This is a genomic window from Thiohalophilus sp. (assembly GCF_034522235.1).
Taxonomy (GTDB): Bacteria; Pseudomonadota; Gammaproteobacteria; order UBA6429; family Thiohalophilaceae; genus Thiohalophilus.
Window position 1 is genome coordinate 952,135 of sequence record NZ_JAXHLN010000003.1, and the last position, 25,146, is coordinate 977,280.

Consider the following 25,146-nt stretch of genomic DNA (forward strand, 5'->3'; position numbering starts at 1 on the left):
TTAGTTCCCGGCCTGCTCGGTGAATAGCCGGTGAAGATCCTGGCCGCTTTGACACTGGCGGGTCTGTTCCCGGAACTCATCGTCATTGAACATCCCGGCCAGCAACGCCAACAGCTTCAGGTGATCCTCGCTGGATTCTTCCGGCACAACCAGGGCGAACAACAGATCCACCGGCTGCTTGTCGATGGCGTCAAAATCAATGGCTTGTTTCAGTTGGATAAAAGCGGCGGTGGCATGGTCGCAATTTTTCAGCCGCCCGTGGGGGATGGCGACACCATAACCGATGCCGGTTCCCCCGAGACGCTCTCTTGATATCAGGCTTTCAAAAATATCGGTGTCGGTGGCGTTCGGTTGATCGGCGGCCAACAGCTCACTGAGCAGTTCCAGAGCGCGTTTTTTACTTGATGCATCGGAGTTGCAGATAATGCGGTCCGAACTGAGAAAATCTGATAATTGCATAACTATGCCTGCTGGATGATTATTCGACGGGCTGTTTCTTCAGACCGCCTTCGGCGCGATGATGATCGGTCAGTTTTTCCTTGTGTTTTTTGATTTGCCGATCAAGCTTGTCGGCCATGGCATCAATAGCTGCATACATGTCATCGTTTTCGGCATTGGCAAACAGCTCACCACCGCTGATATGCACGGTTGCTTCGGCTTTTTGACGGTTTTTTTCCACGCTCAGGATGACGTGGACATTGGTGACATTGTCAAAGTGTCGTTCGACCCGTTCCAGTTTGCTGATGACGTAATCGTGCATGGATTCGGTGATATCGACATGATGGCCTGTAATATTGACTTGCATGGTTTTCTCCCTGGTTATGCCAGACGTTTGCGTTCATTGGAAGGTGGAATCGCCATGGCCTCTCGGTATTTAGCGACGGTTCGGCGGGCGACATTAATCCCTTTATCCGAAAGTATCGTGGCGATTTTACTGTCACTCAGTGGTTTGTTCGGGCTCTCGGCAGCTACCAGCTTCTTGATCAGGGCCCGAATGGCCGTGGCCGACGCCTCGCCCCCGCTGGAGGTGGAGACGTGGCTGGAAAAGAAGTATTTCAGCTCATAGATCCCGCGCGGCGTATGCATGTATTTTTTGGTGGTGACCCGTGAGATGGTGGACTCATGCATGTCGACCTCTTCGGCGATATCGTGCAGCACCAGGGCTTTCATGGCTTCCTCGCCGTGCTCGAGAAAGTCCTTTTGCCGTTCGACGATGCTGGTGGCCACCTTGAGCAGGGTTTCGTTGCGACTGGTGAGACTCTTGAGAAACCAGCGAGCTTCCTGCAGGTGGTTTTTCAACGTTGCGTTATCTTCATCGTTTTTGACCTTTTTGATCAGGCTGGCGTAATGGGGATTGATGCGCAACCGCGGCGCGGCGTCGGGGTTGAGCTCGACGCGCCACTGGCCCTTCACCTTGTTGACGATGACATCGGGGATAATGTACTCGGGTTGCCCGGTGTTGATTCGACCGCCGGGACGCGGGTTGAGGGAGGTGATCAGCTGCACGACGTCCCGCAGTTCGGCTTCGTCCAGTTTCAGCTTGCGCTGCAACTGGGCGTAATCGCGGTGGGCCAGCAGTTCAAAGTGTTGATCGACCAGTTCCATGGCCTTCTGCAGGTGGGCGTGTTCCAGCGGGAATTGCTTGAGTTGCAGGGTCAGACTCTCGCGCAGATCGCGGGCTCCCACGCCCGGGGGATCAAAATGCTGAACGCGATGCAGCACGGCCTCGATTTCATCCAGCTCGATCTCCTCATCACCCAGTGCTTGTTGCACCTCCTCGATGCTGCAACCCAGGTAGCCGTCATCATTGATCGAGTCAATGATGACTTCGGCGATAGCCCGGTCGGTGTCGCTGAAGTGACTCAGTTCCATCTGCCAGCGCAGGTAATCCTGCAGCGTTTCATCGGTGGAGCCGGAGATTTCGAAATCCGGGCCGGGTTCGGCCGGGCTGCTTGCCTGCGCTGTGGCGACATTGTCATAGATATCGTCCCAGTTGCTGTCGACCGGCAGGTCATCGGGAATTTCGCCCGGTGTCTCGCTCGCGGCGGATTCGGTCTCGTCACTCTCCGCCACATTTTGCGGAGTTTCCTGGTTTTCCGCGCCGGGTGGTGCCTCGGCGACGGTATAGCTGTCCGTCGGCTCGTTATTCTCGGTGCTGTCGCCTTCCTCATCCATCTCCAGCATGAGGTTGGAATCCAGCGCATCCTGAATCTCGGTCTGCAGCTCAAGCGTCGATAGTTGTAGCAGCCGAATGGCTTGCTGCAGCTGTGGGGTCATGGTCAGATGCTGACCGAGTCGGAGTTGTAGGGTTTGCTTCATATTATGGTTGGGAACGGGCCAGTCAACCAGCTCTCTGGCTGGCTTTCATTTTAGCGTATTTCCATGTTGAGTGCAGAGTCCCTAGAGACGGAAATTTTCACCCAAATAGACCTTGCGAACTTGTTTGTTCTGCAGCAGTTGCTCCGGCTCGCCCTGGGCGATGACCTCACCGGCATTGATGATATAGGCCCGCTCGCAGATCCCCAGGGTTTCCCGAACGTTATGATCGGTTATCAGCACGCCGATGCCACGGTCTTTCAGATGGCGAATGATACTCTGAATATCCAGCACGGAGATAGGATCCACCCCCGCAAAGGGTTCATCGAGCAGAATAAATCGCGGCTCGGTGGCCAGAGCGCGGGCGATCTCCACCCGGCGGCGCTCGCCGCCGGACAGACTCATGCCGGTGGTCTGGCGAATGTGGCTGATGTGCAACTCTTCCAGCAACTCCTCGAGTTTTTGCTGTTGCTGATAGGGGGCGAGCTCCTTGCGGGTCTGCAGAATCGCCAGGATATTCTCGGCCACGCTCAGTTTGCGAAACACCGAGGCTTCCTGCGGCAGATAGCCGATGCCGCGCCGGGCCCGCAGGTGCATGGGCAGGGGGGTGAGATCCTCGTCATCCAGCCGGATTTCGCCCTGATCGGCCTTGATCAGCCCCACGACCATATAAAAAGAGGTGGTCTTGCCGGCGCCGTTGGGACCCAGCAGCCCGACAATCTCGCCACTGTCCACGGTCAGCGAGACATCCTTGACCACCTTGTGGCCTTTGTAGGACTTGCCCAGCTGGCTGGCGCTCAGGGTGCTCATTCACCCGGATCCTGTGGTTTGTCGCCCGGCTCGATAATGACGCGAACCCGACCGTCGCTTTGCGGGTCGTCTGGCTGTTTCGACGGGGAGTCGCTATTGGCCGCGACGATACTGTTGCGGGTGTCGTAGTGAATGCGTGTGCCGCTGATGCGGTTGGTGCCCTGTTTGACCCTGGCGTCATCGATCAACAGCAGTTCGCCGCTCTGGGTGTTGTATTCCATGCGTCGGGCCTCGGAATAGACCATTTCCCGATTATCCGGTTGCTGCTGCAGCTCGGCCGGTTTACCGATCACGATGATCCGGCTGACTTCACCCTTTTGTAAATGAACGGTGAGTTCATCGCCGCGGATCTCCAGCGAGCCCTGTTTGAGAAACACCTCACCTTCATAGTGACTGATTCCCTGGCGTTCGTCGGCGCGCATGCGATCAGCTGTGATGTTGACCGGTTGGTCGCGATCGCTGCTCAGCGCCCAGACGGACGCCGGGATGCTGGCCAGCAGGGTCATCAGCAGCAACGATTTAGCGCGGGTTAATAACATAGGTTCCTCGGGTATCCGACAACAGTTCAAGCAGGCCCCGGGCCACGTTCAGCCGCATTCCGATCGCCCGGGTCTCGCTGCTATCGCTGGTGATTGTAACAGCCGCATCGGTCTCGGCGTATTCCCGTTGGGGATAAACGGTCAGTTTTTCGGTCACCAGGGTCAGCGCCTCGTTGTGCGCGGTGGCCGGGCGATGCAGTTCCACCTCGCCGCTGAGCTCGATGCGTTCCCCCTGCTCGTAGACCACGCCCTGGTTGGCCTGCGCGGTCCAGGGCGGCAGATCCTCGCGATACAGATCCAGCGTCAGTTGCTGAATCACGAGGGTGTCGTCATCGGGATAATGTTCCAGATAATCAGCTACCAGCCGGTGGCGCGCCACGCCGTTTTCATCCATGCGGGTGGCGGTGAAGTTCTGCAGAAAATAATCGGGATCATGGCGGACTTCGCGGGGAATCATTCTCGGCTGGGTTTCAAGGCCGGTGAGCAGCCAGTTACTGAAGGCGCCGATCAGGATGACCAGCAGAATAATACTGATGATTTGCAGCTTATTCATAGAGGAATTTATTCAACTGCGCATCCAGCGTATTGTGCGCTTCCATGATCAGTTCGCAGACATCGCGCGCCGCGCCGTGCCCCCCGCCGTGCGGGGTCTGCCAGTGGGCATGCTGTTTGGCCAGGGGATGGGCATCTTGCACCGCGATGGCCAGGCCGGCGCGGCGCATCACCGGCAGATCGACCACATCGTCTCCCACGTAGGCGGCCTGTTCCAGCGTCAGGCCCAGCTTGCCTACCAGCTCCTCGAAGGCCGGCAGTTTCTCCAGTTGGCCCTGATAGACGTGTTCGATGCCGAGGTTGTCCATGCGATGCTGGACCACGTTCGAACTGCGTGCGGTGATGACACCGATTTCAACGCCGCTCTCCTTGAGCAGCTTGATGCCAAAACCGTCACGCGAATGAAATGCCTTGTATTCCTGACCGTCGTCGCCGACAAACAGACTGCCGTCGGTGAGTACGCCATCCACATCAAAAACCACCAGCTCGATCTGGGCGGCACGGGCCAGGATATCTTTCATAACAGTCGGTCCGGTCGGGTTTGGCTGATTGTCTGTAAACTGTCTGACACGGTGGGTAATGCGTTATTCGGCGGCGGGATAACCCAGCTCCGCCAACTTGTCGCGAATCACCTGTTCCGACAGATCCTCGCCTTCGATACGCACCCGGCCGTTGTCGATGGTCACTTCCACCTGATCGATTCCGGGCAGGGCCTTGAGGCCGTTTTCAATGGCGGCGACGCAGCCCCCGCATTTGATGTTCTGTGCCGTAATTTGCAATGTGTCACTCATCCGCGTCCGCTCCTGTATCAAGCTTGCTGGATATTGAAATAAAGTAGTGTGAGATAGGCCACATAGGCCAGTAATAACAGCCCGCCTTCAAACCGGTTGATTTTGCCGTCGCCCCGAAAGCCGTAAGCCATCACAAACAGGGCGATGCTCAGGCCGATCATTACCGGGAAATCCCGGCTCAGGACCTCGGGCTCCAGCGCCACCGGCCCCAGCAGGCCCGGGATACCCAGTACGACCAGTAGATTGAACATATTGGACCCGATCACATTGCCGATGGCAATGTCCGGCTCCTTGCGCAGCGCCCCCATCAGCGAGGCGGCCAGTTCCGGCAGGCTGGTGCCGATGGCCACAATCGTCAGGCCGATGATCAGATCGCTGACCCCGAAAAAGTGGGCGATGTTCACCGCGCCCCAGACCAGCGCCCGCGAACTGGCCAGCAACAGCACCAGGCCGATCATCAGCCACAGCAGGGCACGGGGTGTGGTCATGGCGGGGATTTCACTGGCGTATTCCGCCTCCAGCGGATCGTGGTCCTTGCGCTTGCCCAGCAGCACCATCCACCACAGCATCAATACCATTCCGACCAGCAGGATCAGCCCGTCCAGCACCCCCAGCTCCCCATCGGCTACCAGCATCAGGCTCACCAGCATGATCAAAAACATCACCGGGTATTCGCGGCGCAGGGTTTCGGAACGCACGACCAGCGGCACCACCAGGGCGGTGATCCCCAGCACCAGGGCAATGTTGGTAATGTTCGAGCCCAGCGCGTTGCCCACCGCCAGACCACTGTTGCCTTCCAGGGTGGCAATGGCGGAGATCAGCATCTCCGGCGCCGAGGTGCCCAGACCGACGATGGTCAGGCCGATGACCAGCGGCGAAACCCCCAGATTGCGCGCCGTGGCGCCGGCCCCCTGCACAAACCAGTCGGCGCCCTTGATCACAACGGCAAAGCCGAGAATCACGGCAATAACGGAAAGCAGCATGTCAGTCGGCATAAAACTCAGGTCAGGGTTATGGGCCAGAGTGTTCGGCGGCGTATGATACCAGCTTGTCACCGGCGCGCGAGGGCGGTGGTGTGTAATTTTGAATGTTGAATGTTGAATGTTGAATTTTGAATTGCAAACAGGCAGTTAATTCAACATTCAAAATTATATTTCTGCGCCTCTGCGTTAAACAGGTTTTCTACTGCAGTTCGCGTTCGAGCTCCATCTCCAGCTCGCGTTCCAGCGCCCGATCTTCCTCGGTCGGTTCAAATTGCGGCCGTTCCTCCCGCGGCGGATTGCCGTCATACACCCGGTTGCGCCGATGCTGCAAATAGGCGTCGCGCATGAAGGTGTAGGGATCGGCGCCGGACTCTTCCAGCATACGGCTGGCGCCGAGCAGTTGTGCGCGGGAATTGATGGCGCGCAGCACTACCGCGCTCCAGTAGGCTTCGTCGTCCTCAATTTCCTGCAACGGCTCATATTCCCAGTCGACAACAAGTCCGCCGGTGTCTCGCAGGGTGCTGGGGCCGAGAAACGGCAAGACGATATAGGGGCCTTCGCCGACCCCCCAGCTGCCCAGTGTCTGGCCGAAGTCCTCGTTGTGCTTGGGCAGGCCCATCGGGGTAGCCACATCGATCAAACCGAACAGGCCCACGGTCGAGTTCCAGGCCACGCGGGAGAAATCCGAGACCGCATCCGTGAACTTGAGTTGCAACAGGTTGTTGACCATCACCCAGACATCATCCAGGTTGCTGAAGAAGTTGGAGATGCCGGTCTGCGCCGGTTGCGGCACGTTGTTTTTATAAGCCCGGGCGGTCGGCCGGGCGATGCTGCGATCCACCGCGTCGTTGAATTTGTACATGGCACGGTTATAGGACTCGAGCGGATCGCTTTGACCTTCATCGGCCGGGCCATTGGTACTGGCGCAGCCGCAAAGCAGCAGGGTAGCGGTAATCAACGCGACATGCAGGCGGGAACGGGATCGGTTGTTATTTTTCATCATATAAAAGCGGGGCTTCGGCAGAGAGGGGATAAGCATCGTTCTCTGTGAACCTCTGTGACCTCGGTGGTTTACTGTGGTTTTTATTTGGCCTCGGTGCGCGTGGCGCCGCAGCGACGGCACCGGTAACGGCTGACCATTTTACCCTGTTTGACGTCAAAGGGGTTGTCCTTGACCGCTTCCCATTTGTGAAAGCCGCTTTTGCACAGGGCTTTGCCGCGGTGCTTGTCGCTGGCCCGGGGTCGTTTAAACGGGAGAATGTCCGCCATGATGGATATCCGTTACGCTGACCGTTTCAATTATGACCGTGAATGGGTATGTTTGTCAGCTTTGTTGTCTGAACAGCACGGGGAGTGGAGATGACGGGACAGACACATCGCATACTGATCGGCAGTTGCGGCTGGCAGCATGAGGGTTGGCAGGACAGCTACTACCCGGCCGATCTGCCGTCGGAGTGGCGCCTGGGCTATTACAGTAACGAGTTCCCCCTGGCGGTGGTCACCGAGCGCGAACGGGCGCAGGCGGAGGACCTGCCCGGTGAGATGGCCGATTGCCGCGAGGATCTGTGGGTGCTGGTTAGCGTTACGAATGACGCCGGGCTGGAGTCGGCGGTCGACCTGTTGCAGCAGCTGCCCCGTCAGGGCGGGGTGTTGTTGCAGGTCGATCCGGCAGCGTGCCGCGATCCCGACGCATGGCTGGCGCAGATCGCGCCCCGGCTCAACGGCCAGCCGCTTTGTGTCGATCCCGTCCGGTTGCTGAACGAGGCGTGGCGCGACGCGTTACGGGCACGGAGCATCGGCTGGAGCTGGAATTCCCACAGTGATGCCGACGGGCTGGCACTCGGCCCCCTGGCGGTGATCCGGGTGGACGGCGACTGTTCCGCCCGGCAGTTGCGTGATTATCTCGAAGCCGGACTGGCTGTCAGCCGCCCGACGCGGGACGTGGCGCTGGTGATCGACGGGCAACCGCCCGACGTGGAAACCCTGCGCCAGGCGAAACAGATCGAGGAGTTGCTGTGAGCCCGGCGTTAATGAACGACACCGACAAGCCGGCAAGCATTGTCATGGGCGCGGGGCTGGGTCACAATGCCGACACTGTAAAAAAGGAATTCGTTACGCATGGCAGTTGATGACAATCTGGTCGAAATCCGTAACCTCACTTTTTGCCGGGGGCGTAATCTCATTTTCGACGATATCGATATCGATATCCGCCGCGGCAGCATCACCGCCATCATGGGGCCCAGTGGCACCGGCAAGACCACCCTGTTACGTCTGATAGGCCGCCAACTGCAACCCGAGGCCGGCACCATTGTGGTCGACGGCGAGAACGTCAACCGGCTGGGACGCGGTGCCCTGTATGAATTGCGCAAGCGCATGGGCATGCTGTTTCAAAACGGTGCCCTGCTCACCGACATGAACGTTTACGACAATGTCGCCTTTCCGATACGCGAGCATACCCGCCTGCCGGAACGCTTGATCCGCACCCTGGTGCTGATGAAGCTCGAAGCCGTCGGCCTGCGCGGCGCGCGGGAGCTGATGCCGGCCGAGCTCTCCGGCGGCATGGCGCGACGGGTGGCGCTGGCCCGGGCAATCGCCCTGGATCCGATGATGATCATGTACGACGAGCCGTTCACCGGGCAGGACCCGATCTCCATGGGCGTGCTGGTGCGCCTGATCAAGGATCTCAACGACGCGCTGGGACTGACCAGCGTGATCGTCTCGCACGATATCGCCGAGACGGCCGAGATTGCCGATGACATCTATCTGCTCTCCGGCGGCAAGGTGGTGGCGCACGGCAGCCGGGAGGATCTGCGCCACTCCGATTCCGAATGGGCCCAGCAGTTCATGCAGGGGCTGCCCGACGGGCCGGTGCCGTTTCACTATCCGGCCGCGGGCTATGCCGATGATCTGGTCAATAACAGCGGGGCGCGCGACTGATGCTCTCTTCCTTGCAACTACTGGGACACAAGGCGCTGGGCTTTTTCCAGCGTCTGGGGCGTGGTCATCTGCTGCTGCTGCGCATTCTCGAAGGGCTGCCGGCGCTGGTACCGAAATTCGCTCTGGTGATTCAGCAGGTTTACTCGGTCGGTGTGCGGTCGCTGCTCATCATCCTGGTTTCCGGCGCCTTTGTCGGTATGGTGCTGGGCCTGCAGGGTTACAATACCCTGGTGGATTTCGGTGCCGAGGAGTCGCTCGGCGTGATCGTCGCCCTGAGCCTGGTCCGCGAGCTGGGGCCGGTGGTCACGGCGCTGCTGTTCGCCGGGCGGGCCGGCTCGGCGCTGACCGCCGAGATCGGTCTGATGAAAACCACCGAACAGCTCTCCGCCATGGAGATGATGGCCGTGGATCCCATTCGCCGGGTACTGGCGCCCCGTTTTCTGGCCGGTTTTTTGTCCATGCCCCTGCTGGCGGCGATCTTCAGCGCGGTCGGGGTGCTGGGCGGCTATTTTGTCGGCGTGGGCCTGCTCGGAGTGGACCAGGGCGCCTACTGGTCGCAAATGCAGGCCAATGTCGATGTGTATGACGATATTTATAATGGTGTGATCAAGAGCCTGGTCTTTGGCGTGGTGGTCACCTGGATTGCGGTGTTTGAAGGCTATGATGCCGAGCCGACCTCGGAAGGTATCAGTCGTTCCACCACCCGTACCGTCGTGCATGCCTCGCTGGCGGTACTGGGGCTGGACTTCGTGCTCACTGCGCTCATGTTTGGAGAATAAAAGATGATGAATTCGCGTCTGGTTGAAATCTGGGTCGGGATCTTTGTCGCCGCGGGACTGGCGGCGCTGTTCATGCTGGCCATGCAGGTCAGCAACCTGAGCACCTACAGCAATGGCGAAGGCTACGAGATCAGCGCCCGCTTCCAGGATATCAGCGGTCTCAAGGTGCGTTCGCCGGTGACCATGGCCGGCGTGACCATCGGCCGGGTGAAGTCGATCGGTTTCGATGAGCAAACCTTCGAGGCGGTGGTCACCCTGCGCATCGAGGATCAGTATCGCGAGACCCTGCCCAAAGATACCTCGGCCAGCATCTATACCGCCGGTCTGCTCGGCGAAAAGTACGTGGGACTGGAGCCGGGCGGGGCGATGAAAGCGCTGGGGCAGGGCGACGAAATCAAGCTGACCCAGGACTCGCTGGTGCTGGAAAAACTGATCGGCCAGTTCATCAGCCGCTTTATGGATGACAGCGGAGATCAATAAGTGATCTCCGGCGCCCGTCGGTGGCGGCGCCTCGCAGCGGGACTGCTGCTGATGCTGGCCGGTTCCCTGGCCGGGGTCGGTGCGGTCACGCAAGGCCCGCAACAGCTGGTGATCGATACCACCGAGCGCATGCTGGTGACCCTGGAACAACAGGCACCGCAGCTCGAACAGAACCCGGCGCTGATCGACGAACTGGTCAGCGAGATCGTGCTGCCCCATTTTGATTTCGTGCGCATGGCCGGCTGGGTGCTGGGCAAGCACTGGCGCACCGCCAGCTCGGAACAGAAGTTGCGCTTCGTGCGCGCCTTTCGCCAGATGCTGGTACGCACCTACGCGGTGGCGCTGCTGGAATACCGGGGGCAGCGTATCGAGTACCTGCCGTTGCGCGCCGACCCGGCCGCCGGCGAGGTGACCGTGCGCACCCGGGTATTGCAGCCGGGCCGCGCGCCGGTGGCGTTCAACTATACCCTGTGGGAGCGTGACGGCCAGTGGCAGGTGTATGACCTCAGTGTCGATGGCATCAGCCTGGTGGCCAGTTTTCGCACCAGTTATGCGGCCGAAATCCGGGAACGGGGGCTGGACGCCCTGATTGCGCGTCTGGAACAACACAACCTCAAGGGGGAAGCCCTGCAATGAGCGAAACAGCCATTCAGCCACAGGATGACAGTAGCTATCTGATCAGCGGCGAATTGAACATGCAGACCGTGCCGAGCCTGTTGCAGCAGGTCGAGCCGATCCTGGCTCGCAGCCAGGGCGAGGTCTGCTTCGATCTGCAGGCGGTCAGCCGCAGCGACAGCGCCGGCCTGGCCCTGCTGGTGGAGTGGCTGCAGTTCGCCCGCCAGCAGGATCGCAAACTGACCTTTCGCAACCTGCCGGATCAGCTGCGCGATATCGCCCGGATCAGCGGCCTCGAAGATCTCCTGCCGCTCTCATGAAAAAAAGGGCCGAGGGACGAGTTACGAGGGACGAGGAAAACAACCTCTTAACCCGGAATCCAGTTGATCCGAAAGCAGGGGTTGCCAGGTAGCGCTGCGCCCAACCTGGCCTACAACTCTCATGAAAAAGGGCCGAGGGACGAGTTACGAGGGACGAGGAAAATAACCCCTTACCCCGTCATTCCGGGCAAGCCGGAGGCGCGACCCGGACAAATTTGTCCGGAACAAATTTGGTCGCACTCTAGTGCGCCCGGAGGGCGAGCCACAGGGATGTGGCGAGACAATCCAGCTCTCGGGGCCTGGCGCCGGGGTGAGCAAGTCCGTGGTTTTCTTGCTGAATTTCCAATCCGGTCCGGTTTTGCCCTGTGCGGCCGGCGGTTGAGCGGATACAATAGGCGGTCTCATACACAGCGCGATGCGAGTTGGAACCATGAGCCCAGACGAAGTGAAACAATTGATTGAAGCCGGGATCCCCGGCTGCGAAGCCACTGTCACCGGCGACGGCAGCCACTTCGACGCGATCGTGGTCAGCCCCGATTTCGAAGGCCTGAGCCCGGTGAAAAAACAGCAAATGGTCTACGGCACGGTGACCGACAGGATCACCTCCGGCGAGCTGCATGCCCTGACCATCAAGGCCTATACCCCCGACGAGTGGGAGAAGGCACGCGAACTGCAGATCTCATCCTGAGTGATGCGGCCCGCCGCGTGAGCGGTGCTTTTTAGGACAAAACAGACCCGATGGACAAGCTTTTAATCACCGGCGGTGCCAACCTGCAGGGTGAGATTCGTATTTCCGGCGCCAAGAACGCCGCCTTGCCGATCATTGCCTCGACGCTGCTGGCGGACGAGCCGGTCAAAATCGGCAATATTCCGCACCTGCACGACATTACCACCACCATGGAATTGCTCGGGCGCATGGGCGTGCAGATCACCATGACCGACAATATGGGCGTCGAGGTCGACAGTTCCACGATCAAGGAATACGTGGCGCCCTATGAGCTGGTCAAGACCATGCGCGCCTCGATTCTGGTGCTGGGTCCGCTGGTTGCCCGCTTCGGGGAGGCCGAGGTCTCCCTGCCGGGCGGTTGTGCTATTGGTTCGCGCCCGGTCAACCTGCACATCCATGGCCTGCAACAGATGGGCGCCGAGATCAGCGTCGAAAACGGTTATATCAAGGCGCGCGCCAAACGGCTCAAGGGGGCCAAACTGGTGATGGACATGGTCACCGTGACCGGTACCGAGAACCTGATGATGGCCGCAACGTTGGCCAAAGGCACCACGGTGATCGAAAACGCCGCGCGCGAACCCGAAGTGCTGGATCTGGCCAACTGCCTGAACAGCATGGGCGCCGATATCGAAGGGGCCGGCACCGACAAAATCGTGATCCACGGCGTCGAGCGGTTGCACGGTACCGATTACAACGTGCTGCCCGATCGCATCGAGACCGGCACCTACCTGGTGGCGGCGGCGATCACCGGCGGCAAGGTTAAACTCAAGAACACCGATGCCAGCCTGCTGGACGCGGTGCTGGCCAAGCTGGAAGAGGCGGGCGCCCATCTGGATATCGACAGCACCTCCGTCACGATCGATATGCATGGCAAACGGCCCAAAGCGGTGGATCTGCAAACCGCGCCGTACCCGGCGTTTCCGACCGACATGCAGGCGCAGTTTTCGGTATTGAACGCGATCGCCAAAGGCTCGGGGACGATCACCGAGACCGTGTTTGAAAACCGCTTCATGCACGTGCAGGAGTTGCAACGCATGGGCGCGGATATCCAGTTAAAAGGTAACACCGCGTTTTCCACGGGAGTCAAACATCTGACCGGCGCGCCGGTGATGGCCACCGACTTGCGCGCCTCGGCCAGCCTGGTGATCGCCGGGCTGGTGGCCGAGGGCACCACCACTGTGGATCGTATCTATCATATCGATCGCGGTTACGAGTGTATCGAGGAAAAACTACAACAACTGGGGGCACAGATTCGACGGGTGCCGGCATTACATTATTATGAGTAAACAATTGACCATCGCCCTGTCCAAGGGGCGCATTTATAAAGAGACACTGCCGCTGCTCAAGCACGCCGGCATCGAGCCGCTGGACGATCCCGAAACCAGCCGCAAGCTGATCCTGGACACCAACCACGACGACATCAAGCTGGTGATCATCCGCGCTACCGACGTGCCGACCTATGTGCAGTACGGTGCCGCCGACATCGGCGTGGCCGGCAAGGATGTGTTGATGGAACACGGCGGCGAAGGGTTGTACGAACCGCTGGATCTCAAAATCGCCCGGTGCAAGATGATGATCGCCGGGCCCAAAGGCGCGAAAGTCCCCGAAGGGCGCCTGCGCATCTGTACCAAGTACGTGAATGTCGCGCGGCGTTATTTTGCCGAGCAGGGCAAGCAGGTGGAAGTGATCAAGCTGTACGGCTCCATGGAGCTGGGCCCCATCGTCGGGCTGTCCGACTTCATCGTCGATCTGGTCGACACCGGCAACACCCTCAAGGCCAACGGCCTGGAACCGCTGGAGCACATGGCCGAGATCAGCTCGCGGTTGATCGTCAACAAGGCGTCGATGAAAATGAAACACGTCCGGGTCAAGGCGCTGATCGATCGCATCGGCGAGGCAGTGAAGTAGAATCGGTAATCTAAAATCGGTAATCAATAATCGGTAATTAAAATGGATATCAGGCGGCTTAATAAAAACGACAGTAACTTCTGGTCCGAGCTGGATGCCCTGCTCGACTGGGAGGGCGTTTCCGACGAGGCGGTCAACACCACGGTGAAAAACATCCTCAAGGATGTCAGAACCCGGGGCGACGCGGCCGTGGTGGAATACACCAATAAACTGGATCGTATGTCCGCCGCCAGCATGGCCGATCTCACCCTGGATATGGATCGTCTCGAGGCGGCGCTGAACAACATTCCCGCCGAAACGCGTGAAGCACTGGAGACCGCCGCGCAGCGGCTGCGCACTTATCACCAGCACCAGAAGATGGAGTCCTGGTCCTATACCGAGGCCGACGGCACGCTGCTCGGCCAGCAGGTGACGCCGCTGGATCGGGTCGGGCTCTACGTGCCCGGCGGCAAGGCGACCTATCCCTCCTCGGTACTGATGAACGCCATCCCCGCGCACGTAGCCGGGGTCGAAGAAATCATCATGGTCGTGCCGACGCCCGACGGGGAAGTGAACGAGATGGTGCTGGCCGCCGCGCGTATCGCCGGGGTGAGTCAGGTCTTCACCCTGGGCGGCGCGCAGGCCGTGGCCGCGCTGGCCTATGGCACCGAGACGGTCCCGCCGGTGGACAAGATCGTCGGCCCCGGCAACATCTATGTCGCCACCGCCAAGTCGATGGTGTTCGGCCGGGTCGGCATCGACATGATCGCCGGACCCTCGGAAATCCTGGTGGTCTGCGACGGCAAAACCGATCCCGACTGGATCGCCATGGATCTCTTCTCGCAGGCCGAGCACGATGAAGACGCCCAGGCGATCCTGGTCTCCCCCGATGCGGCGTTTCTCGACCAGGTGAAAGCGAGCATCGATCGCCTGGTGCAGGAGATGGAACGCAAGGCCATCATCGAAACCTCCCTGTCCGATCGCGGTGCGTTGATTCAAGTAAAAGACATGGACGAAGCGATCGAAGTGGCCAATTACATCGCGCCGGAACATCTGGAACTGTCCATCGACAACCCGCAAGCGGCCGCGAAACAGATCCGCCACGCCGGCGCCATCTTCATGGGCCGCTATACCGCCGAGGCGATCGGCGATTACTGCGCCGGGCCCAATCACGTGCTGCCCACCTCGCGCACCGCGCGTTTCAGTTCACCGCTGGGCGTGTACGATTTTCAAAAGCGCTCGAGTCTTATCATGTGCTCGGCCGACGGCGCGTCCGAACTGGGCAAGACCGCCTCGGTGCTGGCGCGCGGTGAAAGCCTCACCGCCCACGCCCGTTCCGCCGAATACCGCATCAAGGACTGATTCAAACCCATGACCGGCTCGCGCATCGACAAATGGATCCGCCCCGCGATCCGCGGCCTGCACGCCTATCACGTGCCGCCGGCCAAAGGTTTCATCAAACTCGATGCGATGGAAAACCCCTATCGCTGGCCCGATGCGCTGCTCGATCAATGGCTGGACGTCGTGCGCCAGGTAGAACTCAACCGCTATCCCGATCCCTCCGCATCCAGTTTGAAACAACACCTGCGCGAGGCGATGGCCGTGCCCGCCGGGGCGGAGATATTACTTGGTAACGGCTCGGATGAGATCATCCAGATGATCCTCATGACCCTGGCCGACGAACAACGCAGCGTGCTGTCGGTAGAGCCGGGTTTTGTCATGTACCACATGATCGCCACCTTCACCGACATGCAGTACATCGGTGTGCCGCTGCAGGACGATTTCGCGCTGGACAGCTTCGAGGTCCTGCACGCTATCGAACAGTACCAGCCGGCGGTGGTGTTCCTGGCCTATCCCAACAACCCGACCGGTAACCTGTTCGACAAGAATGATATTAAAAAGATCATCGACGCCGCGCCGGGACTGGTGATCATCGACGAGGCCTATCACGCCTTCGCCGGCGACTCGTTCATGGGCGAGGTCACCGAGCACGAGAACATGCTGGTGATGCGCACCGTCTCCAAGATGGGCCTGGCCGGTTTGCGGCTGGGCCTGCTGGCCGGCAACCCGGCGTGGCTCAACGAATTCGACAAGGTGCGCCTGCCATATAACATCAGCAGCCTCACCCAGGCCAGCGCCGAATTCGCATTGCAGAATCGGGATGTTTTAGATGCCCAGACCGATCAGATCTGTGCCGATCGGGAAACGTTGTATGCCGAGCTGAACAAGATTGATGGTTTGACCGTCTATCCCAGCAAGGCGAACTTCATCCTGTTCCGCACCCGACCCGGCAAAGCCACGGCGATTTTCGAGGGGCTGAAAGGCGAGGGTGTGTTGATCAAAAACCTCGACAAGGCCGGCGGGCTGTTGAAGGATTGCCTGCGCGTCACCGTCGGCACGCCCGAAGAGAACGCGGCGTTTCTCGCGGCGTTGAAGAAGGTTCTCTAATACTCGCTGTCATTGCGAGCAGCGCGAAGCAATCTCCCGAATTTGCCCCGTCATTGCGAGCGCAGCGAAGTACGTAGGCCCGATAGAGCAAAGCGGTATCGGGCAGTTCCTGTGTCCGCATGCCTCTGGAAATAACGCAAAGGGCGCAAAGGCGCGGAGAACGCAAAGGGGACAATGTAGGGTGCGTTCTACGCACCTGACTTTGTATACATAGCATGTAGCCCCGATAAAGCACGTCGCGGGTAATCCGGAAATGATCGCCCTGGGGCTCCGTCACTCCGGCGCAGGCCGGACAAATTTGTCGGGAACAAATTTGGTCGCACTTTAGTGCGCCCGCAGGGCGAGCTACAGGGATGTGGCGAGACAATCCAGTCTGTCCAAGAGGTTCGCCCTGCGGGCGGACTTGATCTTGAAAGCGGGCTCTCGTGGGAGGCGACTGTGTCGGCGATTGTTGCCGAATCCACCTTCCTATCTAAATGTTCGCCCTCCGGGCGAGCTGAATCTCGAAAGCGCTGACCCGCCAGCGCACCTCGGGTTCATTTCGTTGTAACGCGACAACGAAACGAACCAAAGAAAACGCGCCCGAAAGACGCCGCCGGTTCAGCCATTTCCAATGGCTAAACCGGTTCCCTGCGCTTCTCGCTCCAGTCGGGCTCGCCAGACGGCACGTCCCTGTGCCGACTGGCGAGTGGCGGCTTCCCTGCCGCCACCCTGCGGGCTGATCCTCCTTCCACTGCGATGCTCGGCGGCGTCTAACGGGATCAAAAACAGACTGGATAAGGTAGGGGAAACCCTGATGTCTCGACAAAACGATTCCCTGCCAACCTCGAAAAAGCTCTTCGGCCCTGCTAGGATTAGGGGCAATTCTCATATTTTTCGGATTTCGTTCGTAATTTCAGCTTTATCTAGATTTAGATGAACGGCCGTCTATTTAACTTGTTAGGTAGAATTGATAGAAAATGTACCGACTTATTGTTACTTTCTTTTTATTTTCAATATCAGTTCCCTGCTGGTCTGATGCGGTGAACTGTTTTGTTCGAATATATGACGTTGTAAGGGATACAAAATATACAATTCAAGAAGAATTTAATCTTCCTGTGAAAGCATCTGGTGAAACAAAGCACTTTAAACTACCGGGCACAACGTACAAGTGTTCACTAATATTTTACGGCCTAGATAGCGGCACATCTTTGTCATGCCAATTTGATGAAATGGGCCACAATTTTGTACAATCAGATCGCACTGTCATTGATGAAAAGTCGCCCAAAAACAATATTACGTTCAGGTTTGACGCTAACAACTACGTTATTAAATCGTCATGCGAATAATTACTAACAACTGCATCAATTCGTTCGCTATCTCTCACTCGCTTCTCGGGGACATTGCGTACCCCTCTGCAATTTATGCAAATCGTTAGAGGACATAAGAGAATAATGATGCGATTACTAAAAACTATCTCTTGTGTTATCTCACTAGTGATTATTTCAAGTATTTATTTACCTGCTACTGCTGCCGATCAGGAGGATGTTCAACAATTTTTCTCTAAAAATAAGGTTGGTAATTCACCAGATTATGCTTTTGTCAAGGATGGGGTCGCAGGTAAAGATCACTCGATTACTATTCATGGGTATGCTGACGATAAAGCGGTATGTGAAGCCTTGGTCAAGGTTTACAACGCAGCTCCTTCTTTGTCAACATTGCCTGGTAAGTATCAATGTATACCACTAAACAAATAACTGAATCCTCCAGCAAAAGGGTCGAGTTCGACGCGCAAAAACACACGCGTCAAACACTTCTAGAAAAAAGGTGTCGGAGAGATTAAAAAATGAACAATTCTCTAGGGTTGGTTAAAATTAAATCCCTCCGACACCTTTCTTTACAATTTGAAGTGTACAGCTAATGGCGCGATTAGGCAGTTGGCCGTGTCAGAATATTCTTGGCCGCACGAGTTAAAAACACAAAATAAGATTTACTGTACGGAAGATAATTACCTTAAAATCGTTTATGGCGAAAATAACCCTTTAAATAAGCATAATTCTGGTTTTTCTATAGAATAGTTACGAAAGAATATAAGGTGCTGGTGAAAAATGCTCGTTATTCTCAACACAGTGAAATACATTTCAGAAACCAATGTCTAGAACATAGTAAAAAGGGGGCAGATTTATTTTTCATATATATAATTGTTTTTGTATATAAAGGGGGAGGTTATGAGAATATTTATGGTTTCGCTTCTCTTGTTATGTCTTGCAGAGACTGCCAATAGTAAAACTGAAATAAAGCCAACTGAACATGTACCGACTCAAGATGTTTCATTGGAAGATACGCGTCAGATTGACAAGTTAGAAAGCCAATTTGCAGTAATTCGTGATTATAATGACGATTTTTTGTCTATTGTAATATGGGCTCTAAGTGCTTTAGGTGCATTGACAGTTGTTTTAATTGGGTTTAACTGGGTTCAGAGCTCAAGAGTATTGAAAAATGAGATTAAATCTATCAAGAATGATCTTGAGGGATCTATTAGAGATTCATCAAGGGAGCTTTCTGAGCGCATAGATGAAAAGCTAGCCGAAGTGGATAAAAATCTGCGGAAAGTGGCTGGTGAAGTATCTGAAGAAAAGATCAGTAAAGTCCGCGGAAGAATAAGACGATTATCGGCTGATGTATTAGATCTTCAATATGAATCATTATCTGCCGATGTTAAGCGTTGGCAAAAACGTCCTGTACCAATCAATGCCGTAAGTGTAAGTGGTAATCTTATCGATTGTGCAATATCAATTGGTTACGATTGGAAAATCTCAGGCGCGATAAATATTCTTAATGAATCCCTTGATTTATTAAAGGAATCTGGCGACCAGATTGGAGTGCAAGAGCTCAATGAACTAGAAGCTAAGGTTGAAAAAATTCCTGATAGCCACAAGACGGCAAAGGCAGCCATTCTAAAGCGCTTGGAAGAGATGCATAAGAGGTAAAGCAAAAGGGGTGGCCCGCTAACGGGGTCAGGTCTTGCCTTTTGCCTATCTGAAGTCAAAAGAAATACCTGATCCTGATATCAAGAAAGGGGTCGCCCATAAGTCGTCGCCTGTCAAGTGGGCGAGCGAGAACGAAGTGAGCTCACCCTAAAAAAGAGAAAAAAGGTGACAGATTTATTTTCTTGGCTCATAACTACAACTGTAAAAGAAAGTTGTCTTGTTAAAGCGCTATTGCTTTATCAAGTATAAATAGCATAAGAAGGAGGTCAAAATGGAGAAGGAAAACGTTGTTGTTATAGATATCAGGATGCCTTTCATCTCTATGGTGGTGTTTATGGTGAAATGGGCAATCGCGTCTATCCCTGCGATTATCATACTTGCCTTATTATTTGCACTTATTGCCGGCTTTATGGGTGGCCTTGGTGGGTACGGTTACTAAGCAGGGGAACCAGGTGTTAAAGATTGGCCATTTCCACTATTAGAGAATATTGCCTTTCGGCACGGTTTATCTTTAGTATGTCCCGCTATGGGTGAAGCATTACAAACTGCCGTTGCCAGCCAGCGCATGTTGCTGCGCAGCCGTCTGTCGGGGCGGCTGGATCATCTGGCGGACGCCTGCCGGGCGGTATGGCCGGATCGCGAGAGGCTGGAGGCCTGCCTGGTTCGGGGCTACGAGGCGTTGCCTTATTGTAAATACCTTTACATCCTGGATGAGAAGGCACACCAGGTCACGTCCAATGTGAGCTACGACGGGCTGTTGCCGGAGAGTTTCGGGCGCGATCGCAGCGAGCGGCCGTACATGGCCGAGGCGCTGAATGGTGAGGATTTCTCACTGTCCAATGCCTATATCAGCCGCAACGCCCGGCGCCCGTCACTCACTGCGGTTCAGCGTATCCTTGATGCCGAGGGCCGGTTGCTGGGTTACCTGGGGCGGATTTCGATCTGCGTGAATTACCCCTGACGCGGCAGGTCTATAAAGAGCCGGAGCAGTGGATGCAGATCAAGGGCGATCCGGCGATTCGGGGCGGACTGTTCCTGCAACAGCGTGCCGAGAGTCTGATGGATCAGCGTATCGATGAAGTCCTGCCGCTGGTAACGGAGCTGGTGGAGGTCCATGGGGTATTCCATGCAAGCTGCATTTCTCCAGTTCCCGGGCCACCCTGTGGTTGATCGAAGACCCTTTCCGTTACCGTATCCTGGATATCGAGGATCTCACCGATCCGGCGATCTGCCTGGCCTGGTCGCAGCATAGCTACTCTGACGAGGCGGTGATCCCGGCGGAGCGTGTGAAGGAGGTGTTTCGCACGTTTCGGGATCTGCGCTTCATGGACGAAAACATCTATCTGCGCGCGGGCTCGCTCAACATCTTCAATGGCATGGTGGGGTTGAATTTCTCCTGTGACGGTTCCCATTACATGCCGTGGTCGGAGTTCCTGGACAAGAATCTCGGTTTCTGGCTCGGGTCGGACAATCCGTTGTAAAACAGAGAAAAAGGTGAAAGAGGGGGTGAAGCTTAACCCGTCACCAGCGAAACATTGCTTTCAATTCAGTTTTTAATTCACAACATCGTTACTTCCAGATCACGCCCCAGCAGTTCAGTTTTGATCGCCTCGCAAGCCGCTTGCGCCTCGGCTTTCTCACCCTTGATCCCCATTTCGATCTCACTTTTCCCGTTCGCCAGGAATCTCGGCAGGCTGGACACCTTGAGCGACGGGTAGTCGCGCTGGATTTGCTCCATCAGTGCGATCAGCTCGCTTTCCTGGCCGTCGTGGATTTTCATTACATACTGCGTCGTCTCGGCGCCGTGCAGATCGGGGTAGTGGTTCTCCATCACCCACTCCATCATCGGCCAGGCCAGTTCCGGGAAGCCGGGCAGGCAGTGGATGTGGCCCACGGAAAAGCCGGGGATGCGGTTGCGGGGATTGGGAATGAGTCCGGCACCCTCTGGCAGGTCGGCCATCCGGATACGGTTGGGATAGGCGCGCTCGCTGAACTGGGTCTCGATTTCTTTTACGGCGCCGGGGTGGCGGACGATGGGCAGGTTCAATGCCCTGGCCACGCACTGGCGGGTGATGTCGTCCGGGGTGGCGCCGATGCCGCCGAAGCTGAAGCACAAATCGCCACGGGTGGCGATATCGTGGAAGCTGTCAACCAGGTTGGTTTCATCGTCGCCCACGTAGCGGGCCCAGGACAGGTCAAGGTGGCGCTGTGCCAGTACGCCTATCACGTGGGCCAGATGTTTGTCCTGGCGCCGGCCGGACAACAGTTCATCACCGATAATTAAAATACCAATTTGCATGTGGTTCTCAAATTTGCTGGCTAATCGAACTATAAGCTAAATTCCGGGTCAGGATAAATAGCAAGAAAGGGGCGATGACAAACGAGAACTATGTGCGTTAATATTTGAAATCTCAATAAGCTTTCCGAATACCAGTCCATTTTACTGAGTCGCCTGGATTAAGGAGCAACGCAACGGATCCAGGCTTTGCCCGGGTTCAGGTGGAACCGCTTCGCTTGTTCCACCCTACAGGGAGGTGATCGGGTATGAGTAAATTTTATTAGCCCTTATTGCACTAACCTGATCCATCATCATATATAAAGCAGGGAAACCTATGCTGTTCGTTTCGAATACCGATATGTAGCCCATGGTTGACTCTGGCGAGATTGAATATTCGAGACGGGCGTCCCGGCAAAGGCTGATTGTATTCAGTCTGCTCTTTGTTGTACTGACCGCTGCCGGCTTGTATGCCGTTTATGAGCAGTTTGCCGGGCGCAGCATGACCTTTGATACCCGGCTTGTTGCCCCTGAGACCCTCATTGCGCTATTTGGGTTATTGCTGGTTTATTTCGTGTCAGACGGGTTGCGGCTGCACTTTACTCTCAGGGCCCTGGGTCATCACCTCGCTTACAGGGCTATATTTCGGTTGGTGTTTATCAACCTGTTTTTTTCAAATATCACGCCCATGGCTACCGGCGGCGGATTTGCCCAGATCTGGTATTTGCACAATCATGGGGTCCCGGTTGGCAGGGCTACTGCCGCGACAACCATTCGAACCGTGCTTGCCATACTATTCATATTTTCCCTGACCCCATTTTTTTTGCTAACACTCAAACCGCTGGAAGGGAATATGATCGCGGGAGGTGTAGAGACTGCACTGGCCTTTTTTATTGTCCTTTATCTGGGGTTTTTCATCGTTCTGCTGTTACGTGCTCACTGGCTTATCGGACCACTCAGTGCGCTCTTGCGGGGGGCTCGCCGGTTTCATATCATCAGTGAGACGCGGCACCGCCGCTGGCAATTCAAAGCGCGCAGAGAAATGCTGCGATTCTCCCAAAGTTTCAGTGACTATATTCGTGGTCGACTTCTGTTTATCGGTTTGTCGATTCTGTTTACTGCGGTTTTCCTGCTCAGTCTGTTCAGTTTCCCTGCACTGCTGATGTATAGTCTTGATTACAATGTGGATTATCTGGTGTCGCTGGGTCTTCTGGTAGTAACGACGTTTATCATGTATTTTTCTCCAACGCCTGGTGCTGCGGGTATTTCCGAGGGGGTTTTCGGCAGCTTCTTCCAGGGTATTCTATCCGGTAATCACCTGCTTCTGGTGATCGTGAGCTGGCGATTTTTGACTATTTATCTGGGTATGATCATTGGGCTGGTAGTATTGCAAAAGGAGCTTGTCATTAATCAACGGAGAGTCAGGTGAATTTTCGAAATCCTCTCAAGTTGTTGTACTACCTCAGTCTCCTGGCCGTGTTCTTGCTGGTTGGCTACAAAACCTATCTGAATCTGTTTGTTGAAGATTTCCAGGGGGCGCACACAGAGCAGGTTGAGAAAATTCATCGTGAAATTACGGATGACAAGCCATTTAGCTTTGCGGTGGTGGGTAATATCAATAATTCGGTGGGTGTCTTTGAGGATTATATCATTCCCAAACTGAATGCCTCTGGCATTGATTTTCTTGTTTCAGCCGGGAATGCGGTCAGCGGTGGTGGCGAAGATAAATATCAGGCCCTCCATGGCTCGCTGGGCCACCTTAACATCCCCTATCTTCTCACCTTTGGTGCCAATGAGTATGAGGATTTCGGAAGTCACCGTTTTTATGACCATTTTGGCCCCCATTTTTATAGCATTAAGGTTGGTAACAGCCGACTGATTTTTCTGGACAGCACGGGTAAAACGCCATGGCGTTGGCAGATTCGCTGGCTTAACGACTTGTTGAACCAGGACGCCTCCGGTGCCCGGTTCCTGTTCATTAGTCACCCGTTGTTCAAGCCTGAAAAAGATATCCCGTTTGATCAACCGGAGGACTACCTGGGCCCGCCGGAATTCCGGGAGGCCTTACTTCGGGCCGTGGATAAGCACAACATTGACCGGGTTTTTTCCTCCAACCTGTCCGTGTACTCGGAAAAGGCCGTTGGGAATACCTGGTTTATTACTACCGGTGGTGCAGGAGGGCTGGTCATGAACAATGACAGCAGCTTCTATCATATGGTCCGGGTGAATGTAAGCCAAAAAGGCAAGGTGAGTCACAGCCTGGAGCGCCTGGACGTTGGCCTGCATCCTGTTTTCAAGCAGCTGGAAAGTTTCTGGTTCTTTATCTATTCCCTGTTTTATACCGGCTATATTAACTTTCTGCTAATTGTGGCTATGTTCGGTGCCATCGCGCTCAAGCTCCATAGCGTTATCTTCATTGGGAAGGATTACTATCCTGATTACGATCTGGACCCGACGCCCTGGCTGGAGCATCCTTTGCGAGTGGCCATGTTTACCAACAATTATCTGCCGTTTATCGGAGGCGTCCCTCTTTCGATAGAACGGCTGCGGCGGGGGCTGCAGGAACTCGGGGATATATTGTTGATCGTCGCGCCACAATACGAGCGGAAACCGGAAGTGGAAAATCATGTCCTGCGAGTACCATCACTGCTGGCCTTGGGAAAGAAGCAGGAGTTTAGGCTGGCCAATATCTTTTCTGGACATATCCGCAAGGGTATTCGTGCTTTCCACCCGGATATTATTCATCTGCACCACCCGTTCTGGTTGGGCTCGCTGGGTCTGTTCATCGCCCGGCGGATAAAAATACCGGCAATCTATACCTACCATACCCGCCTGGAGCACTACGCTCACTTTGTTCCGCTACCTGGCATGCTGTTCCGCAACCTGATCTCCCACGCGCTGATCAAACGCTTTGCGAACAAATGTGATGGCGTGATTGTGCCTACTTATTCAACCGAAGAATACCTGCGGATGATTGGCGTCAAGACCCCGACCTTTGTTCAGCCAACGGGTATTGAATTCGAACGCTTTCAGGAAGTTAGCCAAAAAGATGTTGAACAATTACGCAAGAAGCTGGGTCTGGAAAATGAAAAGGTCTTTATAAGCGTCTCCCGGTTATCCAACGAGAAAAATATTGACTTCATGATTGAGGCGATCGATGTCCTGCGCAGGGAGACGGATATTCCCTTCCGGTTTCTGATGATCGGAGACGGTCATCAGAAAGATCGCCTGCAGAATAAGATAGATCAACGTGGGCTTAAACAACAGTTCACCCTTGTGGGTCCTGTTCCGCCCGAGGATATGGCAATCTGGTATCGGCTTGGTGATGCGTTCCTCTTTGCTTCCATATCCGAAACTCAGGGTATGGTGATCTTGGAGGCCATGGCAGCCGGACTGCCGGTGGTCACTGTACGCTCCAGCGGTATAGATGACGTGGTTCGCCACGGGTTCAATGGTTTTAAAACGCCGGAAAAACAGGATCTCTGGCGTGCGCAGGTGAAAAAATTGCTGGAAGATGACGAGCTTCGCGATAAGCTGGCTAAACAGGCACTCGGTTTCGCCGCTGATTTCTCCGTGGAACAGTTTGCCAGGAATGTGCGAAGCATTTATGCCAGCACCCTGGCGCTGGATGCAAAGAAGCGCCTGCGCTAAGGTAAGGTTGATGTGCAAACGGATTATGGATATTTATCGTAGAAAAGAGTGATAACCTTTTTCGTTT

At 55.8% G+C, this 25,146-nt stretch carries 28 protein-coding genes and 1 pseudogene; 17 read left to right on the plus strand and 12 right to left on the minus strand.

Features of this window, described 5'->3' with window-relative positions; genetic code table 11:
- The 11 genes from ptsN to U5J94_RS07710 form a co-directional block, all read right to left on the minus strand.
- Entirely contained in the window at positions 1-459 is a 459-nt protein-coding gene (ptsN, locus tag U5J94_RS07660) for a PTS IIA-like nitrogen regulatory protein PtsN (protein ID WP_322565053.1), read from the minus strand.
- A 19-nt stretch (positions 460-478) separates the two neighbouring features.
- Positions 479-805, minus strand: coding sequence for a ribosome hibernation-promoting factor, HPF/YfiA family (gene hpf, locus U5J94_RS07665; RefSeq protein WP_322565054.1), 327 nt, complete (start codon positions 803-805; stop codon positions 479-481).
- A 14-nt stretch (positions 806-819) separates the two neighbouring features.
- Entirely contained in the window at positions 820-2,319 is a 1,500-nt protein-coding gene (locus U5J94_RS07670; protein ID WP_322565055.1) for an RNA polymerase factor sigma-54, read from the minus strand.
- 81 nt (positions 2,320-2,400) lie between these two features.
- The gene (gene lptB / locus U5J94_RS07675) at positions 2,401-3,126 is read right to left on the minus strand and encodes an LPS export ABC transporter ATP-binding protein (RefSeq protein WP_322565056.1); all 726 of its coding nucleotides are present in this window, start codon (positions 3,124-3,126) and stop codon (positions 2,401-2,403) included.
- Entirely contained in the window at positions 3,123-3,665 is a 543-nt protein-coding gene (lptA, locus tag U5J94_RS07680; protein WP_322565057.1) for a lipopolysaccharide transport periplasmic protein LptA, read from the minus strand. The genes lptB and lptA overlap by 4 nt, the downstream gene beginning before the upstream one ends.
- A complete protein-coding gene (gene lptC / locus U5J94_RS07685; RefSeq protein WP_322565058.1) occupies positions 3,646-4,218 on the minus strand; it encodes an LPS export ABC transporter periplasmic protein LptC in 573 nt (190 codons plus the stop codon). Before lptC ends, lptA begins: the two co-directional genes overlap by 20 nt.
- A complete protein-coding gene (gene kdsC / locus U5J94_RS07690; protein ID WP_322565059.1) occupies positions 4,211-4,738 on the minus strand; it encodes a 3-deoxy-manno-octulosonate-8-phosphatase KdsC in 528 nt (175 codons plus the stop codon). Before kdsC ends, lptC begins: the two co-directional genes overlap by 8 nt.
- Positions 4,739-4,801: 63 nt before the next feature.
- Positions 4,802-5,008 (minus strand): heavy metal-associated domain-containing protein, encoded by a 207-nt coding sequence (locus tag U5J94_RS07695; protein ID WP_322565060.1) that lies wholly within the window; start codon positions 5,006-5,008, stop codon positions 4,802-4,804.
- A 17-nt stretch (positions 5,009-5,025) separates the two neighbouring features.
- Positions 5,026-5,991: a calcium/sodium antiporter gene (locus U5J94_RS07700; protein WP_416224204.1), complete on the minus strand. Its 966-nt coding sequence runs from the start codon at positions 5,989-5,991 to the stop codon at positions 5,026-5,028.
- 199 nt (positions 5,992-6,190) lie between these two features.
- Complete coding sequence (locus U5J94_RS07705; protein ID WP_322565062.1) at positions 6,191-6,994, minus strand: VacJ family lipoprotein; 804 nt, start codon at positions 6,992-6,994, stop codon at positions 6,191-6,193.
- Positions 6,995-7,074: 80 nt separating this feature from the next.
- Positions 7,075-7,260 carry a hypothetical protein gene (locus U5J94_RS07710; protein WP_322565063.1) on the minus strand — a complete coding sequence of 62 codons (186 nt, stop codon included), beginning with the start codon at positions 7,258-7,260 and terminating at the stop codon, positions 7,075-7,077.
- Positions 7,261-7,350: 90 nt separating this feature from the next.
- Here U5J94_RS07710 and U5J94_RS07715 point away from each other — a divergent pair, with 90 nt between their 5' ends.
- The 15 genes and pseudogenes from U5J94_RS07715 to U5J94_RS15285 all read left to right on the plus strand — a co-directional run bounded on the left by U5J94_RS07715 (position 7,351) and on the right by U5J94_RS15285 (position 20,634).
- Positions 7,351-8,010: a hypothetical protein gene (locus tag U5J94_RS07715; RefSeq protein ID WP_322565064.1), complete on the plus strand. Its 660-nt coding sequence runs from the start codon at positions 7,351-7,353 to the stop codon at positions 8,008-8,010.
- A gap of 99 nt (positions 8,011-8,109) precedes the next feature.
- Positions 8,110-8,928: an ATP-binding cassette domain-containing protein gene (locus U5J94_RS07720; protein ID WP_322565065.1), complete on the plus strand. Its 819-nt coding sequence runs from the start codon at positions 8,110-8,112 to the stop codon at positions 8,926-8,928.
- Complete coding sequence (gene mlaE, locus U5J94_RS07725; RefSeq protein WP_322565066.1) at positions 8,928-9,707, plus strand: lipid asymmetry maintenance ABC transporter permease subunit MlaE; 780 nt, start codon at positions 8,928-8,930, stop codon at positions 9,705-9,707. The genes U5J94_RS07720 and mlaE overlap by 1 nt, the downstream gene beginning before the upstream one ends.
- Before the next feature lie 3 nt (positions 9,708-9,710).
- Complete coding sequence (mlaD, locus tag U5J94_RS07730) at positions 9,711-10,187, plus strand: outer membrane lipid asymmetry maintenance protein MlaD (RefSeq protein ID WP_416224159.1); 477 nt, start codon at positions 9,711-9,713, stop codon at positions 10,185-10,187.
- The gene (locus tag U5J94_RS07735) at positions 10,188-10,823 is read left to right on the plus strand and encodes an ABC transporter substrate-binding protein (protein WP_322565067.1); all 636 of its coding nucleotides are present in this window, start codon (positions 10,188-10,190) and stop codon (positions 10,821-10,823) included.
- Positions 10,820-11,122, plus strand: coding sequence for an STAS domain-containing protein (locus U5J94_RS07740; protein ID WP_322565068.1), 303 nt, complete (start codon positions 10,820-10,822; stop codon positions 11,120-11,122). Before U5J94_RS07735 ends, U5J94_RS07740 begins: the two co-directional genes overlap by 4 nt.
- A gap of 430 nt (positions 11,123-11,552) precedes the next feature.
- Positions 11,553-11,810 carry a BolA family protein gene (locus tag U5J94_RS07745; protein ID WP_322565069.1) on the plus strand — a complete coding sequence of 86 codons (258 nt, stop codon included), beginning with the start codon at positions 11,553-11,555 and terminating at the stop codon, positions 11,808-11,810.
- Positions 11,811-11,860: 50 nt separating this feature from the next.
- Positions 11,861-13,135, plus strand: a complete 1,275-nt coding sequence (murA, locus tag U5J94_RS07750) for a UDP-N-acetylglucosamine 1-carboxyvinyltransferase (protein WP_322565070.1) — start codon at positions 11,861-11,863, stop codon at positions 13,133-13,135.
- Complete coding sequence (gene hisG, locus U5J94_RS07755) at positions 13,128-13,757, plus strand: ATP phosphoribosyltransferase (RefSeq protein ID WP_322565071.1); 630 nt, start codon at positions 13,128-13,130, stop codon at positions 13,755-13,757. Before murA ends, hisG begins: the two co-directional genes overlap by 8 nt.
- A 42-nt stretch (positions 13,758-13,799) precedes the next feature.
- Complete coding sequence (gene hisD / locus U5J94_RS07760; RefSeq protein WP_322565072.1) at positions 13,800-15,098, plus strand: histidinol dehydrogenase; 1,299 nt, start codon at positions 13,800-13,802, stop codon at positions 15,096-15,098.
- Positions 15,099-15,107: 9 nt separating this feature from the next.
- On the plus strand, positions 15,108-16,184 hold the full coding sequence (hisC, locus tag U5J94_RS07765; protein WP_322565073.1) for a histidinol-phosphate transaminase: 1,077 nt from the start codon (positions 15,108-15,110) through the stop codon (positions 16,182-16,184).
- Between the two features lie 1,433 nt (positions 16,185-17,617).
- Entirely contained in the window at positions 17,618-17,920 is a 303-nt protein-coding gene (locus tag U5J94_RS07770) for a hypothetical protein (protein WP_322565074.1), read from the plus strand.
- Positions 17,921-18,391: 471 nt separating this feature from the next.
- Positions 18,392-19,153, plus strand: coding sequence for a hypothetical protein (locus tag U5J94_RS07775; RefSeq protein WP_322565075.1), 762 nt, complete (start codon positions 18,392-18,394; stop codon positions 19,151-19,153).
- Between the two features lie 271 nt (positions 19,154-19,424).
- Positions 19,425-19,592 (plus strand): hypothetical protein, encoded by a 168-nt coding sequence (locus U5J94_RS07780; protein WP_322565076.1) that lies wholly within the window; start codon positions 19,425-19,427, stop codon positions 19,590-19,592.
- 87 nt (positions 19,593-19,679) lie between these two features.
- Positions 19,680-20,634, plus strand: a pseudogene (locus U5J94_RS15285) (PDC sensor domain-containing protein).
- A 77-nt stretch (positions 20,635-20,711) separates the two neighbouring features.
- Here U5J94_RS15285 and U5J94_RS07800 read toward each other — a convergent pair.
- Positions 20,712-21,452, minus strand: a complete 741-nt coding sequence (locus tag U5J94_RS07800) for a competence/damage-inducible protein A (protein ID WP_322565080.1) — start codon at positions 21,450-21,452, stop codon at positions 20,712-20,714.
- A 346-nt stretch (positions 21,453-21,798) separates the two neighbouring features.
- Here U5J94_RS07800 and U5J94_RS07805 point away from each other — a divergent pair, with 346 nt between their 5' ends.
- Positions 21,799-22,857, plus strand: a complete 1,059-nt coding sequence (locus U5J94_RS07805; RefSeq protein ID WP_322565081.1) for a lysylphosphatidylglycerol synthase transmembrane domain-containing protein — start codon at positions 21,799-21,801, stop codon at positions 22,855-22,857.
- The gene (locus tag U5J94_RS07810; RefSeq protein ID WP_322565082.1) at positions 22,854-25,079 is read left to right on the plus strand and encodes a glycosyltransferase; all 2,226 of its coding nucleotides are present in this window, start codon (positions 22,854-22,856) and stop codon (positions 25,077-25,079) included. The genes U5J94_RS07805 and U5J94_RS07810 overlap by 4 nt, the downstream gene beginning before the upstream one ends.
- Positions 25,080-25,146 lie beyond the last annotated feature (67 nt).